Origin of the sequence: Microbacterium sp. EST19A, assembly GCF_019969685.1 — a bacterium.
GTDB lineage: Bacteria > Actinomycetota > Actinomycetes > Actinomycetales > Microbacteriaceae > Microbacterium.
This window is the reverse complement of sequence record NZ_JAHXYZ010000002.1, coordinates 1,266,716-1,282,949: the sequence shown is the minus strand read 5'-3', so window position 1 is coordinate 1,282,949 and position 16,234 is coordinate 1,266,716. Positions and strand designations below refer to the sequence as shown.

Here is a 16,234-nt window from a genome sequence, read left to right as displayed (position 1 = left end):
GACCGAATCGGCCGCGGCATCCGCTGTTCTCTGTCTTCTACTCCGCGGCAGGCGCCGGGGGAGCGGGCGGCGGCGGAGTGGTCGGCTTCGCCTTGCGGGGTGCGGGAGGCGTGGCTGCAGCCACACCCTCGCCGATGCCGCGACCGACGGCCTGACCCTGGATGATGCCGGCGAGGTCGAGCCCCGTGGCCGAGTGGACGCTGTCGAACACCGAGCGCAGCGCCTTCGCACTGTCGGCACCGACCACACTCGACGCGCCGTCCTCACCGGAGCTGCCGATGATCGACACGTTGCCGATCGCGGCGTAGCCCTTGGCGAACTCGGCCATGATCGACGGCAGCACCTCGAGCACGCGCTGCGAGAGGAACGCGTCCTGGTTCGACGCGATGGCCTTCGCCTCTGCCTCGAGGGCGGCGGCGCGGGCGTCACCGGTGGCGCGGATCGCCTCGGCCTCGGCAGCAGCCTGCAGGCGTCGGGCGTGAGCCTCGGCCTCGGCCTTCGACCGCAGCGCGTCGGCTTCACCGGTGGCGCTCGCGACCGCAGCCGCAGCCTCACCGTCGGCACGGGCCTTGTCGGCCACGGCCTGCTGCTCGGCGATGCGAGTGCGGGCCTCGGCCTGCTTGACCTGCTCGATCGCGGCAGCCTCTGCCGCCCGCTCACGGGTGTACAGCTCGGCCTGGGCGCGGGTCTCGGCTTCGTACCGCTGCGCGTCGGCGACGCGCTTGACGTCGGCGTCGAGCTGCGCCTGCCGGTTCTCGGCCTGCTGCTGCAGAACGGCCTGCTGCGCCTGCTCGCGGGCCAGGTTCTCGGCCTGCTCCGCCTCGGCGCGCGCACGGCCGATGCCGGCGTTCGAGTTGGCCGTGTTGGTGTCGAGCGCGGTCTGCTCGATCAGGTTGGCTTCCTGGTTCGAGATGTTCTTCTGGTTGATCGCGCGGTCGGCGTTGGTCTGCGAGATCTCCGCCGACTGACGCTTCGCCTGGATCTCGGGGGCGCCGAGCGACTGGATGTAGCCGACCTTGTCGGTGATGCCCTTGATCTGGAACGAGTCGAGGATGAGGCCCTGCTCGGCGAGCTCCTGCGAGACATCGGCGGCGATCTGGTCGGAGAACTTCTTTCGCTCGCGCATGAGCTCGACGACCGACAGCGTCGCGACGATGCCGCGGAGAGCACCCTCGAGCTGCTCGGTGGTGAACTGCTCGATGGCCGAGTCCTGCGAGGCGAAACGCTCGGCGGCGCGGCGCACCAGGAGCGGGTCGGAGCCGATCTTCACGATCGCGACGCCATCGACGTTCAGCGTCACGCTGTCGAGGGACTGCGCCTCGGCGTTGAGGGAGACCTGCCGCGAGCGCAGCGAGATGATCTCGTGACGCTGCGTGATCGGGTTGACGAGCGACTTGCCGTTCACGATGACCGTGACGGGCGACTCCGACATCTCGTCGCGGCTCGAACCGTCGGCCCCGAGGACCGCGAGCTGCACCTTCTGCTTGCGCCCGGAGATGACGAGGGCCTCGTCGGCTCGGGCGACCTTGATCCAGCTGCGTGCGAACAGCAGCAGGATGAGCAGCAGAACGACGACGACGACGACGGCGATGCCGACGATGACGAGGATGCCGATGATTCCGGCGATCTCCATGGATGACTCCCTCTTCCCCCCGGCGCGCCGTGCTGCGCGCCTTCAGGCTCCACCCTGCCAGACCGGCGCGCGTTCCCGTCGCACTTCTGGCGGGTAATACTGCCCGGGACCGGCCACAACTGCGACGGGAGGGAGGTCAGCCGCGGCGGAGCTTCTCGGCCAGGTCGCGCAGGGTACGGAGCTCGGCGTCGTCGAGGCGCGACATGCGCTCCGCGATCGAGCGGCCGTGGACCGTGGCGAGGGAGCGGAAGGTGCGAGCCCCGGCATCCGTCGCCCGGATCAGCGCGCCGCGACCGTCTTCGGGGTCGGGGCACTTCGAGACGAGACCGCGCGAGACCATGCGGTCGACGAGGCGCGAGACGCTGGGCTGGCTGATCAGCATGTTGGTCGTGACGTCGCGCAGACGGGCGGTCATCTCGGGGGAGCGCGTCACCGTCAGGAGCACGTCGTACTCGGCCTGCGCGAGATCGCCGTGCTCGAAGTCTTCCAGCATCTCGTTGAACAGTTCGTGCTGCGCGCGGAACAGGCTCTCCCAGGCCTCCAGGGCGAGCTTGCGATCGGTCATCCTCACAGAATAGTGGGAACAGTAAAGGGCCGGTCGGAGAGGCTCCCGACCGGCCCTTGTCCCTTGCACCAAGAGTGTCCTGCAATCACATGCGGTGGATGCCACAGCAAACATTCACCGTGTGATCACTGTATAACGGCAAGGTAACGAATGCAACGGTTTGGTCACGGAAACTTCTGGCAGGAGCCGCCATTGTCCGATCTCACGAAAAGTGTCGGAGTCTCACGAAGGCTGTCGGAGAGTCTCACGAAAGTGTCGGAGTCTCACTAGACGTGTCGGAAGAGCGGCGTGTCGACCAGCCTCGTTGGGTGCCGGACATAGTCTGCCCGTGAGCAGATCCCCAGTCGGGGCATCTTTGTCAGGGCTCAGGACATAGGCCAGTACCGCTCCCCAGGAGAGAGGCTGACTGCCGAATAGGAAGTATCCGTCGATGTCGATTGGATCCCTATGGACCTGACTCAGCAGTGGCCTGTTCCTCCCACCACTGAAGCGAACCGGACGCGAGCTCGCGTTGAGTACCGTCTCGATGGCGTGCAACTAGAGCTTGACGCCGTCGACTGCGACAGCGTGCCCTTCGAACGAGGCGATCCCGTTCGGAACTTTCCCAGTTGGCGGCTCAAGAGGCACTACGACGGATACCACTGGATGGGAGCGCTTGGCGCGTCTGTCGGATTCGAGTCGCTGACGGAGCGGGGCTGCCTCATCGAATTGGACCGCACCCCGGGCGTGGTTGCGATCGCCAGCCAGCCCATGTGGATCCGATGGACCACGCCCGACGGCCCGCGCGAGCACTGCCCGGACTACTTCGTGCGTCTGGACGACGGGCACGCCGTGCTGATGGACGTCAAGCCGGCGACTCAGATCAAGGACGACGTCAGAAGACAGTTCGACATGACAGCGGTGTTCGCCGCTGAGCGCGGCTGGCGGTATGTCGTCTATGACGCGGAATCGGTAGTCCGCGAGGCCAACCTCCGATTCCTGGGCCCGTTCCGAGACTGGGCGAGCAGCGAAGAACTGCCAATGCTCCCAGAAGATGGGCTGCCCCTGGCTGAGGTAGCTGCGCTGCTCGGCGTCGGATCCGAGGGCTTCGCACACTGCTACGCGCACCTCTGGTCAGGGGCGCTCGAGGCAGATCTCGATCAAGCCCTCAACATCAGAACGATCGTGTGGCAAAGGAGCGTGTGATGCGCGTTGTAGTTGGCGGGTCGCTCACGTGGCGTCAACGCAAGTTCTCGGTCTTGTTCATTGAGAAGGATTCGGCGATGCTCCGAGATGAGGACGGAAGTGAGGTCGAAGTCGCTCTCGACGAGCTTCGACATGATGCAACACCGGTGCCTAGCGACACTTCAGGTCTGCTGAACCTTTCTCTGCAGGTGCAGGACATCACGCCGGACATGGATCCGTGGCTGCAATCGTGCATACGCATCGAGGCGACCCGAGAAGAGATCGGGGTCGGGAAGGCTGTTGAAGCAGAGCGCGAGTGGCTGGAGGTGCGCCTAAGCAGGACTGTCTCCACGCGCGCCGTGGAGCGTCGGCTTAAAGCGTTCCGAGAGCAGGGGACGACCACTGCAGGCAAGGGCTCCCCACGCAAGAGCACATGGGATCCACGCCTCGTCGAGGCCATCAACCACGTACTCGGAGGAAAGAGCCGCGCCTCGACTGTGAGTCGAACTACGGCGATCGAACAAATCATGAGGCGCGTCGAACGTCTCCACGGCGATGCGGTGAAGCTGCCGAGCCGAGCGACGTTCTTCCGACTTCTCGAAGCAGACGAGCACGGGCAATTCACCTTCGGTTCGGCCAAGACTCGCGAGTCGCTTGCGCTTCAACCCGACGGCACATTCGGCACTCGCACCGCACTGCGTCCCGGCGAACTGGTCGAGATGGACTCCACGCGGATCGATGTCATGCTGCGGATCGATGACGAAACCGTCGGCCGGCCCGAACTGACGATTCTCCTTGACGTCGCAACTCGCTCGATTCTTGCCGCGATGCTGCGCCCCGAAGGGACGAAGAGCGTCGACCTGGTGGCTGTCCTTGCACGGGCCCTGGTGCCCTATGGCCGGCGTATGGAAGGGGTTCGCGAGACCCGACAGCTGATCTCGACGGCATGGGCTGACGATCAACTGATCGATCAGGAGCGATTTGAGCGATTGCGTCTCGCGCAGCCGTATGTGTTTCCCGACACGATCACCACCGACCGCGGACGAAACTATTTGTCGCGGCATTTCCGCGCTGCGTGTGAAACCTTGAATATCTCGCTGATCACCTCGGCGCCGCACACACCAACGGACAAACCGCACGTAGAGCGAGCGTTCGGGGCAATCAACTCAATGCTGCTGCAGCACGTGAAGGGATATGTCGGCCGCAGCGTCGAACATCGCGGTCGCGACACAGACACGGAATCCGACGAACTACTGACGATCGCGCAGGCCCAGGAGCTCCTAGAGGACTGGATCGCGGTCGAGTGGCAGAATCGTCCGCATGACGGACTGCGGGACCCGTTGCATCCGCGTATAAAGTTGTCGCCGAACGAGATGTGTCGCGCGTTCCGTGCTTACGTGCCCGAACTCCACGTACCGCTGACGCGAGACGATTACATCGCGCTGCTACCTGTGGACTACCGAGTTCTGAACCGCTACGGCGTGCGCATCGATAACCGCGTCTACAACTCCGAGCGGCTCAAAGGCCTGTGGAGGCGCAAATCTCCTGACAAAGCGCGGAACGGCCGATGGCCGATCCGCGTAGACCCGTACAATCTGCACGTCGTCTGGCTCGAGCGGGACGGCGAGTTCATCCCTCTGAGATGGTCCAATCAGGTCCATGAACTCCCGATGCTGGGTGATGTCTGGCGGTACGCCCGCACGTCGCGCTCCTGTGGTGTCGCTGAGCTCGATGCTGAACGTCGCGAGCTTGCGATGGCGATCAAGGCGTTCGCCGGTCAAGGGAATCCGGCCCCTCGAAGCAACGGTCAGAAGCGAAGCGGGCGAGAGCGCGCTCGATTGGCAGCGATCGCTGAAGATCCGATGAACTTCACCAGTGTGAAGAGCATCGAGGACGAGAAACGACCTGCTGACGATGACAACTCGTCCATCGAGACCACCTCTATTGAGGAATGGCCTAACACCGGTGGCTTCCCTCTCATCGGAGACAGGCTCGACGAGGTGCGGCGGAGGATCGACGAATGATCGAGATCGCGACCAAGGAAGGCTGGCGCGAGCACGTTGACACCGCGTATGAGCGCCCGGCGCCGGTCACATCCGTGGAGCTTCGGGCCATGAGCTTCGGGGACCGCGCGTTATACAACCAGGGACGAGCTCAATACTCGCAGGCAGGCGCCTTCGTGCGGACACCGCAGTTCGAGGCCTTCCAGCGAGCCGTTCGGGATCGCGTCATGCTCAACGCCTACCGACGAGTCGGGAAGCTAGGCCTGATCCTCTCGGGGGAGCCAGGCCAGGGCAAGACCACTTCGCTAGTCGAGATCGGTAGAGCACACGAACGCAGGCGGCGAGACACCGGCCACCCGGCTGCGGGGCCGGGCATGCTCCCAGTCGTGTATGTCGCGGTACCCGCCCAGTGCTCAGCCAAAGCTCTGATGCATGAGTTCGCCCGATTCCTTGGTCTCCCGGTTCTCGGCAGGATGACCTACGGGGACCTGCTGGAAGCGGTCTCGAACGCCCTGCGCAGATGCTCCACCGAACTCGTCTTGGTCGATGACGTGCATCACCTCGATCTGAAATACCGGCAGAACGTCGAGGCATCAGACATGCTCAAGCAGCTTTCCGAGCGATGTGGAGGCACGTTCGTCTACGCCGGAATCGCAGTTGAGGGGACCGGACTTCTCGACGGCTCACGTGGTGGGCAGATCGGGAAGCGATTCGAAGTGCACGTGGCCTTACCATTTCCTTTGATCTCGACCGCGGAGAAGGCTCGCTGGGGTGATCTGCTTCTCGCCATGGAGAGCTCACTGTGTCTAGCAGAGCAACGGCCAGGATCGATTCTGTCCGCGGCGCCGACACTGCACGCGCTGACGGGCGGGGAGATTGGACTGCTCAAGGACCTCTTGCAGTTCGCTGCCCTGAGCGCGATGGACGACGGAACCGAGAAGCTCGATTCGGCCGCATTCGAACGCGACCTTGCCCGCCGTCAGACGGCCGCAACGCTCCACACAAGCAAGCCGCGACGATCGCGAACGCCTGTGAGTGCGGCATGACCTCGCGTCCCGGGCTTCCGACTTCCGTTCGCCTGTATCCGGGGGAAACGGCGGCGAGCTACTGGGCGCGGCTTTGCGCCGCAAATGCAATCGGCGAAAAGGACCTCTGGTTGGCGTTGCGACGCGAGGATCGAACCCTCCCAATTCGGGTGACACCGAGAAGCGCCCTCTGGAAGATCGAGGCGTTGGGTGGGCTTCCGGATGGTGCATTGCTCCGCGAAGCCGGCGGTCGCGCCTGTGGACATGGTGGCGCCACGCGTCAAGTCGAATGCCCGAGTTGTCGCATGATTCCGGCAGCTGTGGCTCTCTGCAGACGGTGCGCCGGAGGCGATCAGGTCACAGTCGCGCGTATGCACGGTCCGGTCTGCGTGCGACACCGGAGGTGGCACGGAAGCGGTCGAGATATTCCCCTGCCGGGGAGGCACAAGCACCTGCTCGCGCAACGCCTGCTGAATGGAACTCTCACTCTTCGAGGTGTGCCGTATCGGTCACCCGAAGTTGATGCGGCCGCGGAGTTGCTGCGACTGCGAAATCTCGAAGGTGGGTGCGCAGCTGAACTTCTGGATGACGAGATTCCTCAATTTCCGCGGCGAATCGCGCTCACTGCGCGGCTCACTGACGCTCGTCTCACGAACGTTCTGATGTCGCAGGGTCTCGGTGGGTACGCACTGGCAATGCTGTTCGATCGCGTAGTCGCCGCGCACTCTCTAGGGCATCGCGCCGTGGACGGCATCTTCGACAGCCTGAGAATTCAGGGACGGGAACTCTGGATCGGCAGGTTCGCGGTCGCTACGCAAGGCGGCTGCGTGCTTACGCCCGCTGCCAGGCGCATGCTTCCGAGGGTCAAGGCGATCAGGGCGCATGTGCTGAACCATCGTGTGGAACTGAGGTCGAGGTAGGCATGCGAACTCTTCCCTGTCGTGTGATTCCGCTGCCCGGGGAGACGCCTGCCGGTTTCCTAGCTAGGTTGGCCGTCGCCAACTCGCTCGATCTCAGCGCGCTCACCCACTATTTGGAGCGGACGGTTGGTGCCAACAGGTCGAGCTCGACCAACGCTCGATTCACATCTGCGACTGAGGCAATCGGTGCGCTGCCTCCCGGGCACTTCGCCAAGGAACGCGCACGCTTCCGTCTGTATCGGCGCTGCCACCACGTTCGGTGGATGCTTCGACGCTGCGCCACGTGCGACGTTGTTGATCGCGCTCGCTCCGCGTGCTTGGTATGCAGCGACGGAAACCCGACTGAGGTGTTCAGTAGGGGAGGAGGGTTTTGCATTCGCCACCGTCGATGGCACTTCCTCGGTGAAGATGAGCTCCTGTCCACCCCGTCGGCGTGCCATCGCGCCGAACAGTCGATTTCAGGAATCCTCTGGAGACGCGGGGTGACCATGCACACGGGCGAATACGACCTTGCCCTGCGCCTAATCATCGACAGCTGGCAAGAGCGACCTGACGCGCGCTGGCTCCGAGCCTCGTGCTCGTATGCGCCGGCAGTTGACCTGCTCGTGACGCTAACGCACCCTGACGTCACGCTCAGCTTGTTTGCACTCGCCGAGAGCGACTCCCAGCAGGTCGAAGGGCTTATCGGGCTCGCCGTAGGCATTGGAGGTGGAAGCCGGACGGCGGAACTGGAATCGACCGCAGCCACGGTCGTAGCGGTTCACCGCGCCGCGATGTACACCGCGATCCGAATGCCAAAATCGAGCGGGGCGACGGTATCGAAAACGCCGTTTGAGAAGGGGGTCGCGGAAGCGTCCTACCGTGAGAAAGCGGTTCTCCTGCGCCACGTCACGCGCTCCGGCAGAAGAGCGGACATCGTGGAGCGTGCTGTGCGTGCGGCACCTGCATCTCGGGTCGTATCCCGGCGCATCGTTCCCGGCTGGGCCGACGATGCACCGTGGGTCACGCAGGGGACTGAACAGCGCTCAGCGACTTCGAAGATCGGGAGCGTTCCCCGGGACCAGATCGGTCAAGGTGACGCCGAGCACCTGGGTGAGAGCCAGGAGAGTTCGCAACGTCGGGTTAGCCGGGTGGCCGGGGCGTGATTCGCCCTTCTCGTACTTCTGATACGTGTACCGGGTCAGCCCGGCGCGGTAGGCCACGTCTTCCTGGCTCAGATTGGCTTCGTGGCGAGCAGTGCGAAGGGAAGTGGCGAAGCGCTGCGCGAACGCAGCCCAATCTGCTTCCAAGTCGTCGTTCCGCTGGCGCACCTTCCAAGCGTCTAGATCCGGGCGCTCATGTTTGGCCTAATCGGTATGGCATAATTTGGGAGGCCATACGAAACAATCATCATCTTCGTCGGATTGCTCCGCTACTCCCTGCACGTGTGCTGCCCATCCCGGTGACTGGCGGTCGCGCCGCGGGATCGGCCCGTGCATGCGACCGCGAAATGTGATGGTGTGCGTCATGTGTGAGGCGTTCCCGATCTGGTGGCAGGACATCACGAGTCCGCCGCCTACAGAATGGGTGTACATGTTCGAAGAGTTCACCGGCGATGACACCGCGGAGGAATGGGCACTGGCTGCCGCCATCTTCATCGCGCAGACTCGACGCCGCACGGGCCTCGGTCCGACGTTCGCCGAACTCTTCACCCACCTGCTGCCCGACACAGGTGGATTGCCGGGTCCTTTCCCAGAAATCGAGTTCATGGAGCGCCGACGGGCGGTCACGGGATTTCGAGGTCACGCCGCTATCGAGTGGCGTCGTCGAGGAATGATTAGCTTCGACAGGGCCGTCATGCGCAGTCTGCGCGTAGGGCGCGCGTTCCGTGAACATTCTCGACTGCGGCAACAGTCCCGAGCGTCCCTAGTTGCCCGTAACGGTTCGAAGCATTCCACACTGGTCCTGCTTGCGGAACCGCTGGATGTGGCTGACTAAACGAACGAAGGTACGGAGGCTCCCATCGAGCCGAGGTACCCGTGAGCCACCACTAGCCCGTTCGCATCGTCTAGAGCAGAGAACGTCGATCAGGAGGGGACGATATGACTGAGAACGCTCCGCCGGAGCTTCGGCGGATCATTGCTCGCATCGAACCTGGCTGGCCTGAGCTCATCGATGTGAGCTCCGGCTGGTACCCGCTTCTCGACCGGCTCGACAGAAAACTCGCGGCGATCGCTCCGGGCTACGTCGTTCAGCAGGTCAAATCAAAGTTCGGCTCTCTCAGCTTTTACGCTCGGGCATCCGAAGACGTCTACGATTACAACAAAGAATTCAGCGAAGCCATCCTCGCTGCTGAGTGGGAGAGCACGACAACCTGCGAAGAATGCGGGGCGCCGGCGAGGACCTACACGATCCGAATGTGGGTGTGGGCACTCTGCGCATCTCACGCTCGCGCCAAGGCTGAGGAAGCCGCCGAATGAACGCCCGCAGTGCCCGGCGGGCGTTCAGAGTCCGAGCTGCTCGGCTAGAAACTGATCAATTCGCCCAATATCGGCAAGGGTGACGCCCACAAACTTGTCGGGGCGGACGACCAGCGATGGGACCTCCGTCATTGCGGTTAGCCGTTGCTCAGCGTCCTCGGGAGCTTGATCGTCTGCCCACACGACTGCGTTCGGGCTCGTCTGCCGAATGTGCGAGATCAGGCTCGCCGTCCGCCATCCACGCTTGGGCCAGTTCTGCCAAGGCACGTACGGGCCGATGAGCTTGCCTCGCAACGGCTCGCGGATCAACCAGCCGACCTGATCACGCGGCCACGTCGTCAGCCAGGCGACCTGCACGCCGGGTCGCTGGGCGAGGTCGTCAAGTGCGTCCACGAGGTCATCGTCGACCGCCATCCAGGAGCGCCAGCCTTCGTCGTTCTGATGCAGCGCGCGCTCTTCCTCGCGGTAGATCCGGGAGATTGTGCCATCGACATCGAGCGCAAGCAGTGCAGCGCGCTGATGGGAGCGTTTATCCACGATCAGACATCTCTGCGCGAGTTTGCGGTGTTCGGGCTGGCCAGGTGTTCGGCTGTGTTGGCGTGACGAACGGGGGCTCCGAGATGGCCATAAGCGCGAGCCTAGGACCATTGTGGCTCGGGTGCGAGTCGCTCCTAATCATGGAGTACGACGGACGCCGCCCAGGCGAGGAGGCGATAGCCGTCGCGCGCAGTTGCGCGGCATCGGGAACGGCAACGGGCGCATGATTCCGTCTTCGCGCGGTCTTGGGTGTTGTCCCGCGGAGACGTTCCTACCCCTACGCTTAGCGCTATGTCGCGGGTGAAGATCTATCCATGGGATGCAACACGCGGCCAGGCGGACCAAGAGTACGCACGCGTAATCGAGCTGCACCGCAAGAACCGCACGACGCTCGGCCATCTTCCTTTCGCAGCGTTTGAGGAGGCGGGAGCGCGGCGACGACTGATTCTCGGCACGGTCGACGATGTTGTTCAGGGCTATCTCCTCTACAGCACGCCGCGCCAGCAGACACTGAAACTTGTACACGTCTGTGTTGATGCACTCGCGCGGGGGATCGGCCTCGCCAAGGCAATGGTCGACGCAGCGATCGCTGCGAATCTCGATCGTGCAGTGATCACCGCACACTGTCGGTCGGACTACGACATGGACGGCTTTTGGCGATCGCTGGACATGGCGCCGACTGCTGAACGCCCTGGCAGAGCAGCTAAAGGATCGACACTCACGGTCTGGACACGCAAGATCGGGCAACTCGACCTGCTTGAGAGCGCCCTCTACGACTCCTCGCGCCCCATCGCCGTGCTCGATTCGAACGTCGTGATCGACCTGTACGCCTCGAACCAGATGGAGCGCCCGGACCGAGAGGAGTCGAAGGGGCTGGCCGCGGACTGGTTAGTGGATGTGGTTGAGCTCGCGGTGTCACCAGAGGTGTCCGTCGAAGTCAATCATTTGGAACCGCCCGTCGAACGGCAACGGGTGCAACGCAGTCTCCAGGGACTGGTCGCGCTGCGACGACGCGAGACAATGAGGCCGCTCGCAGCAGAGTTCGTTGCGCGGATGCCGACCGCGGCTATACAGCGAGACTCCAGTCTCCGAAATGACGCTAAACACCTCGCGGACGCGGTGCTTGCTGGTGCCGACTACTTTGTTACACGGGACGAGAGCTTTCTCGCAGCCACGGCGGAGTGGGCGCGCGAACAGTACGCCATCGACGTGCTCCGTCCAGTGGATTTGCTTCGTGCGTTCATCCCCCCGTCCGCACCGACTGAGTTCCGCTCTGGACAGTTGGAATCGGCCGGCCTGCGCTGGCAGTCCGTAGACCAAGTCACCGCGGATCTAGAAGACGAGTTTGTCGACATCCGCAACGGAGAGAAGGGGACAGTCTTCCGGAAGCAGCTTCGTGCGGTGCTTGCGAGACCGGCCACGGCGCGCCTTGAGGTTCTCCTCGATGATCGCGGGCGGCGTTGGGCTCTTCTCGGAACGGAATCTACCGACGATACGCTCCGCGTTTCGGTGATGCGCGTCGCGAGAGGCTCGCTCGGCGGAACTATCGCATTCCAACTGACTAGGTACCTCCGTGCCCTGGCGTTGGAGCGAGCCGCGGGCGCCGTGGCGATCGTGGAAGGGGCTCTGAACCCGGCGTTGCGAGCCGCACTTGTCACCGACGGCTTCCAATCCGAGCCACCTGCCGCCCGGCTTGCACGCCACCCCGATCCGTCACAGACCGCCTCCCTTACCACCCCGGCGGAAGTGACCGAGTATGAGCGACGGCACTGGCCGCAACTCCTGCTTGGGACGGATGTCCCCGTGAGGGTTGTGCCGATCCAGCCGCGTTATGCCCGCGAACTCCTGGGCTTCAACGACACTCTTTTCCAGGTCCGCGATCGACCCGCCCTTGGGCTCGCTCGCGAGTTCGTGTACTTCGCGGCGCCAAAGATGAAACACTGGGAGATCCCAACCCGGGTGCTGTGGTATGTCACCAAGGACCCGACTGCCCCTGAACACCGCGCAGTTCGCGCCGTCGTCGCACACTCTCGTGTGGTCGACGCCGAAGTGATGCACGTGCAGGACGCAGTTGACCGGTACCGAACCCTGGGGGTCCTCCGGGGTGGGGAGATCCAAGGGCACGCAAAAGACGGGAAGGTGCTGGTGCTGAGATTCGAGGACACACACGTGCTTGACGCCCCGCTGGGGCGAAAATCACTCGATGCGCTACTACGCAAGCACGGTGTCACCACCTCACTCATCACCACACGCACTGGAACCCCCGGGCTCTTCGATGATGTCATCCGTACTCAGGTTGGATGGGAAGGACGATGACCCGCGCCCTGTTCCTATCGATAAAGCCCCGGTACGCGAGGGCAATCCTCGAAGGACGCAAGACGATCGAAGTCAGACGTAAGTTCCCCGACCTCCCCGCTGGCACAACCATCGTGCTCTACTCGAGCTCCCCGGAGCGCGCGATCGTGGGCACGGTGCGTCTGAAGCAGGCAAGCAAACTGCCACCAGACCGTGTCTGGGAGCTGCACTCGGACGCGATCGACATTCCAGAGGACGCCCTCGGTGAATACCTCCAAGGCACCGACGCCTCCACCCTTCTGGAAGTCGAGCGCCCTAGAGCGTGGGAGCGACCAGTGTCCCTCGCTTCGCTCCGAGACCTGCTGGGATTTGGACCGCCCCAGAGCTTCCGCTACCTCGATTCACTGCAGGTCGAGCTGATCGCCAGCAGCGGTTTGTCCGTTAATCAATGACGTAAGCGCAGCGCCCGGCTGCGGGGACATGGGCTCCTCGGCATTTCGCGTCGACGAATCGCACCGCGGGTCATTGTCAGAGAATCGCTAGCTACCGGTAGGGAGGCAGGACGGATCGGCGGCATCGCCTGCGCGCGAACCTGCGGATGACTCACGGGCCACGTTGCAGATGCGCGAGCGGACCTCTGGACGCTTCTCGGGCAGCGTGTTCGTTTGACCCTACGAAGCAGTAGGCCGCTGGAGGGGCGAGGCTGCCATCGCCGGAGCGGGTCCCTAAGGGGGCAACAGGATCGATCATGGAACTAGGCCTGCGTTTGTCAGTAGTATGAACCACCACAACGACGTTCGAACAGGGGCTCCCATGGCTGAAGAGAAGGTAATTTTCGTAGCGTTTGCTATCGAGGACGAGCGCCAACGTGATTTTCTGAAAGGGCAGTCGCTGTCGCCGCGAGCGCCATACTCCTTCATCGACATGTCCGTCAAGGAGGCCTACGACTCCGACTGGAAAGAAAAGGTGCGTACGCGGATCAAGCGCTCGCACGGCGTGATCGTCCTCGTAAGCGAGAACTCCGCAGCTTCAACGGGCCAAGCATGGGAGATCGAGTGCGCGAAGGATGAAGGCAAGCCGATCCTCGGAATCTGGGCTTACTCGGGCGACCGATCAACCATCACGGGGATTAAGACAGTGGCGTGGACTGACGAGAACATTTCGACCTTCATCGATTCGCTCTAGGCCATCGTGCGCAAGGCCCTAATCGTCGGTGTCGACCACTACAACGAGATGCCCTCGTTGCGAGGGTGCGTCAACGATGCCCATAGCGTCTTTGCCGTGCTCGAGCGTGACGCAGACGGCACTGCTAACTTCATCAGCCCTAAGTTGCTTATAGGGACCGGTGAGAATTCGCCGGTGGAGCGGGCTGCACTACGGGAAGCGGTGCGCGAGCTGTTCCGAGACGACGCAGAGATCGCTTTGCTGTATTTCTCTGGGCACGGCTACCTCGATGAGACAGGTGGCTTTCTCTGCGTGAGCGACTCGCGCGACGGCGACGATGGGCTGGCGCTCTCAGAGATCATGACGCTCGCAAATCAGTCGCCTGCGACGAACAAGATCATCATTCTCGACAGCTGTCACAGTGGAGCTGCCGCCGGCGCTGCAACCGGCGCTGCTCAGGCAGACATTCGTGAAGGCGTAACGATCTTGGCCGCGTCTACAGCGAATCAGTACGCACTCGAGTCCGGCGGTTCAGGAGTGTTCACCAGCCTCTTGGTCGACGCCTTGAACGGCGCAGCCTCCAACCTCGTCGGTGACATTACGCCCGGCAGCGTTTACGCGCATGTCGATCAGTCTCTGGGCCCCTGGCAACAGCGCCCCGTGTTCAAGACCAACGTGACCAATTTCGTGTCTTTGCGCCGTGCGCGACCTCCGATCTCGCTGGAAGATCTTCGGCAAATCACTTCAATCTTTCCGGTACCGGGAGTTCCCTTGCCGCTGGACCCTTCGTTTGAGCCGAGCCGCAGTGCAGAACAGATCGCGGACGGAACCATACCGCCGCCAGACCCCGCCAACACCGCCACCTTCAAGGTCCTGCAGAACTATGTCAGGGTCAACCTCGTGCAACCGGTCGGGGCAGTTCACATGTACTACGCTGCGATGGAAAGTCGAGCCTGTGAACTCACCGTCCTCGGGGAGCACTACTGGAACCTCGTGAATGAGAGGTTGATTTGACAGGCTCAAGCTGGGCGGGACTCGAGTCAACAGAAGCTCTCGAGACTCTGGCCGCGGTCGAGCACGCTAGGTGGTCGCACTGGCAACGATATCTGCACAGCCGATGTGTGCAGAACGCTGATGGCTCTCTGACCATTCCGGTCGATGACGCTGAGAAGTGGTCTAGGCAGATGGCTACGCGCTACGAAGAGCTCAGCGAAGAAGAGAAAGAAAGCGACCGCGAACAGGCGCTCGAATACCTCGACGCGTTGCGTCGGCTTATCGCGTCGCGCAATGCCTGAGCGCGTGGCGACTACTTCTGAGGTGTCGAAACACCAGAATTACCTGCTGGCGGCTTGCCCGTTGCCGGTTGCTTTGGTCCTGACCCACTCCCCGTAACGGACCTAGGATGAGCGCCCTCGTTGGAGCGGTGCGGCCGAGCGCCCTTGTTTCCTGACGATTCACCCTGCTTGTTTCCGGACATCCGATTCCAATCGATCTTCCGCGTCGTAGAGCCATTCAACTATGTAGTCGTCTCTTACGGCTACCCAGACGCCCGCGCTGCCCTCAACGGGATCGTTGAAAGCTCCCATCTGATCCATCATGTACTGAGTTTCGATGAAGATGTCTCGAGGCTCTGGATACGTACTGAAGTATGACTGATCCCCAAACCTGCCCCCGATCCACACGCCGTCAGCGATGCGTATCCTGACCCAACCCGCTTCTGTAGTAGTCGCTGCCAGATCCCAGGCAGTCGGGGTTGCCTCGTACCTGGAGTCGGTGAGGTGTGATCGCATCCTCGATGCGAGTCGATGCAGCGGCTGGAGCGCTCTTCCGCCGCCGTAAACGACGTACGACAGCAGGGCGGGGATGACGATCCCCATCAATAAGAAAAGCCATGCTGCCACCGACACCTCGGCGGGCGCGATCGCTTCGCCAGAACGAAGGCGCGCGATGACGGGCGGCCCGAGGACGGCGATGTAGACCGCGTCGAAGATGACGCTAACGATGAAAGCTAGAAGTATCCGGGACCCGACGCTACGGTCGACATCTCTGAAGCCTCGTAGCTGCGATCGCACGAGTATGAAGATCACTCCGGGAACGATGAGCGCGAGATACGAGAGGATCCCTAGGCCGTCTGTCGGCAACGTCAACATTCTCTCCTGACAGGCTGCGCTCGACTTTCGATCTTCTGGCAGTCGATCGGTGTGCGCTGGTTCGTTCGAGCTGACACGCCCAGGAATGCTACGGTTCCGCTGTCAATGCCGGGCGGCCGCATCTGGGCGCATCTGAATCTAGCTGAAACCGAAGCGGTATGTTCCGCCGCGAGCATTCCAGGCCACGCGTTCCTCGTCGCTTGCCCTCCTTCGGCGGGTCGGGGCTTGGACTCAAGCGTTCAGAGCCGCAGATGACGATCAACGGTGTTACCTCCTCGTGCGACGGTCACCACTCGAGAATCCGTGTCTCCGCGCCTAC

At 62.9% G+C, this 16,234-nt stretch carries 15 protein-coding genes; 10 read left to right on the top strand and 5 right to left on the bottom strand.

Going from position 1 to position 16,234, the window contains the following annotated elements:
• Positions 1–37 precede the first annotated feature (37 nt).
• Complete coding sequence (locus tag LC452_RS16250; RefSeq protein ID WP_223627122.1) at positions 38–1,633, bottom strand: SPFH domain-containing protein; 1,596 nt, start codon at positions 1,631–1,633, stop codon at positions 38–40.
• 136 nt (positions 1,634–1,769) lie between these two features.
• Positions 1,770–2,198 (bottom strand): MarR family winged helix-turn-helix transcriptional regulator, encoded by a 429-nt coding sequence (locus LC452_RS16245; RefSeq protein ID WP_223627120.1) that lies wholly within the window; start codon positions 2,196–2,198, stop codon positions 1,770–1,772.
• Positions 2,199–2,645: 447 nt separating this feature from the next.
• Here LC452_RS16245 and LC452_RS16240 point away from each other — a divergent pair, with 447 nt between their 5' ends.
• The 4 genes from LC452_RS16240 to LC452_RS16225 all read left to right on the top strand — a co-directional run bounded on the left by LC452_RS16240 (position 2,646) and on the right by LC452_RS16225 (position 8,455).
• Entirely contained in the window at positions 2,646–3,383 is a 738-nt protein-coding gene (locus tag LC452_RS16240; RefSeq protein WP_058631474.1) for a TnsA-like heteromeric transposase endonuclease subunit, read from the top strand.
• Positions 3,383–5,386 carry a Mu transposase C-terminal domain-containing protein gene (locus LC452_RS16235; RefSeq protein ID WP_223627118.1) on the top strand — a complete coding sequence of 668 codons (2,004 nt, stop codon included), beginning with the start codon at positions 3,383–3,385 and terminating at the stop codon, positions 5,384–5,386. Before LC452_RS16240 ends, LC452_RS16235 begins: the two co-directional genes overlap by 1 nt.
• A complete protein-coding gene (locus LC452_RS16230) occupies positions 5,383–6,411 on the top strand; it encodes an AAA family ATPase (RefSeq protein WP_223627116.1) in 1,029 nt (342 codons plus the stop codon). Before LC452_RS16235 ends, LC452_RS16230 begins: the two co-directional genes overlap by 4 nt.
• Before the next feature lie 1,381 nt (positions 6,412–7,792).
• On the top strand, positions 7,793–8,455 hold the full coding sequence (locus LC452_RS16225; RefSeq protein WP_223627724.1) for a hypothetical protein: 663 nt from the start codon (positions 7,793–7,795) through the stop codon (positions 8,453–8,455).
• Here LC452_RS16225 and LC452_RS16220 read toward each other — a convergent pair.
• Positions 8,336–8,620, bottom strand: a complete 285-nt coding sequence (locus tag LC452_RS16220; protein WP_223627114.1) for a helix-turn-helix domain-containing protein — start codon at positions 8,618–8,620, stop codon at positions 8,336–8,338. The genes LC452_RS16225 and LC452_RS16220 overlap by 120 nt on opposite strands.
• 262 nt (positions 8,621–8,882) lie before the next feature.
• On the opposite strand from LC452_RS16220, the gene LC452_RS16215 reads away from it, so the two are divergent.
• Entirely contained in the window at positions 8,883–9,287 is a 405-nt protein-coding gene (locus tag LC452_RS16215) for a hypothetical protein (protein ID WP_223627112.1), read from the top strand.
• A gap of 104 nt (positions 9,288–9,391) precedes the next feature.
• Complete coding sequence (locus LC452_RS16210; RefSeq protein ID WP_223627110.1) at positions 9,392–9,769, top strand: hypothetical protein; 378 nt, start codon at positions 9,392–9,394, stop codon at positions 9,767–9,769.
• 24 nt (positions 9,770–9,793) lie between these two features.
• Here the strand turns inward: LC452_RS16210 and LC452_RS16205 are convergent, their stop codons facing one another.
• Positions 9,794–10,306, bottom strand: a complete 513-nt coding sequence (locus LC452_RS16205; RefSeq protein ID WP_223627108.1) for an HAD domain-containing protein — start codon at positions 10,304–10,306, stop codon at positions 9,794–9,796.
• A 291-nt stretch (positions 10,307–10,597) separates the two neighbouring features.
• On the opposite strand from LC452_RS16205, the gene LC452_RS16200 reads away from it, so the two are divergent.
• The 4 genes from LC452_RS16200 (at position 10,598) to LC452_RS16185 (ending at position 14,779) form a co-directional block, all read left to right on the top strand.
• Entirely contained in the window at positions 10,598–12,622 is a 2,025-nt protein-coding gene (locus tag LC452_RS16200) for a hypothetical protein (RefSeq protein WP_223627107.1), read from the top strand.
• Complete coding sequence (locus LC452_RS16195) at positions 12,619–13,053, top strand: ASCH domain-containing protein (protein ID WP_223627105.1); 435 nt, start codon at positions 12,619–12,621, stop codon at positions 13,051–13,053. The genes LC452_RS16200 and LC452_RS16195 overlap by 4 nt, the downstream gene beginning before the upstream one ends.
• 361 nt (positions 13,054–13,414) lie before the next feature.
• A complete protein-coding gene (locus tag LC452_RS16190; RefSeq protein WP_223627103.1) occupies positions 13,415–13,786 on the top strand; it encodes a TIR domain-containing protein in 372 nt (123 codons plus the stop codon).
• Between the two features lie 6 nt (positions 13,787–13,792).
• Positions 13,793–14,779 (top strand): caspase family protein, encoded by a 987-nt coding sequence (locus LC452_RS16185; protein ID WP_223627101.1) that lies wholly within the window; start codon positions 13,793–13,795, stop codon positions 14,777–14,779.
• Positions 14,780–15,219: 440 nt separating this feature from the next.
• On the opposite strand, the gene LC452_RS16180 is transcribed toward LC452_RS16185, so the two are convergent.
• Positions 15,220–15,906, bottom strand: coding sequence for a DUF6338 family protein (locus tag LC452_RS16180; protein WP_223627100.1), 687 nt, complete (start codon positions 15,904–15,906; stop codon positions 15,220–15,222).
• Positions 15,907–16,234 lie beyond the last annotated feature (328 nt).